This is a genomic window from Marinobacter maroccanus (assembly GCF_002933275.1).
GTDB lineage: Bacteria > Pseudomonadota > Gammaproteobacteria > Pseudomonadales > Oleiphilaceae > Marinobacter > Marinobacter maroccanus.
The window spans coordinates 1-586 of record NZ_PSSX01000047.1 but is presented as its reverse complement, the minus strand read 5'-3'; the positions used below and the strand labels follow the sequence as shown (position 1 = coordinate 586).

Below are 586 nucleotides of genomic sequence, written 5' to 3'. Positions count from 1 at the left end.
CCAATGAAACCACCTTGCCATGTACGCCTTCTCTTCCCTGCCCTCGGTGTTCACATTCAGGATGGCGGCTTCTTCGGGAAGGGTTTCGTTTAAGGCTTCCTCGACTTTTTCCAGGGAATCGAAACCGCGAATGTTGGTCACGACGGTTCGCCCTTCTTTGAGGGCTGGGATGGCGTGTCGCTGGAGGACGCCGAAGGACTTATAGGAACCGGGGTGGCCGTGGTGGATTACGATGCTCATAACTACTCCGTTAACCTGGTGCTTTTTCCGATTTTCCGTTGAGGGTCATTCACTTGCAGGACCGGGTTAGCCGATGACGTCCATGACGTAGCGGGTGACTCGGGCGTTGATGATCATGTTGAAGGCCTCCGGGAGCTTGAGGTAGGTGGCGACGCCTAAGACCTGGCTGTCGAGCTGGCCCCAGTAGGTTTCGATGGTGTCGGAGACGTTGAGCTGGCTCAGGACTTCCTGGGCCACTTCCCAGCTGTAACCAATGAAGGCGATCTTGGCTTTGGTGGCCGATATGACGATCCAGGCGCCGGCCTTGACCATCCAGTCGTCGATCAGGGCCGGGATGCTGTTGAAG

2 protein-coding genes are annotated in these 586 nt (G+C 56.8%); both read right to left on the bottom strand.

Annotated features, from left to right (window positions below; translation table 11 throughout):
• Nucleotides 1-240, bottom strand: a 240-nt coding sequence (locus KEHDKFFH_RS19970) for a zonular occludens toxin domain-containing protein (protein ID WP_277872189.1), incomplete at its 3' end; no start/stop codon positions are given.
• Nucleotides 241-306: 66 nt separating this feature from the next.
• A partial coding sequence (locus tag KEHDKFFH_RS19965) for a DUF2523 family protein (RefSeq protein WP_104323518.1) occupies nucleotides 307-586 on the bottom strand: 280 nt, incomplete at its 5' end.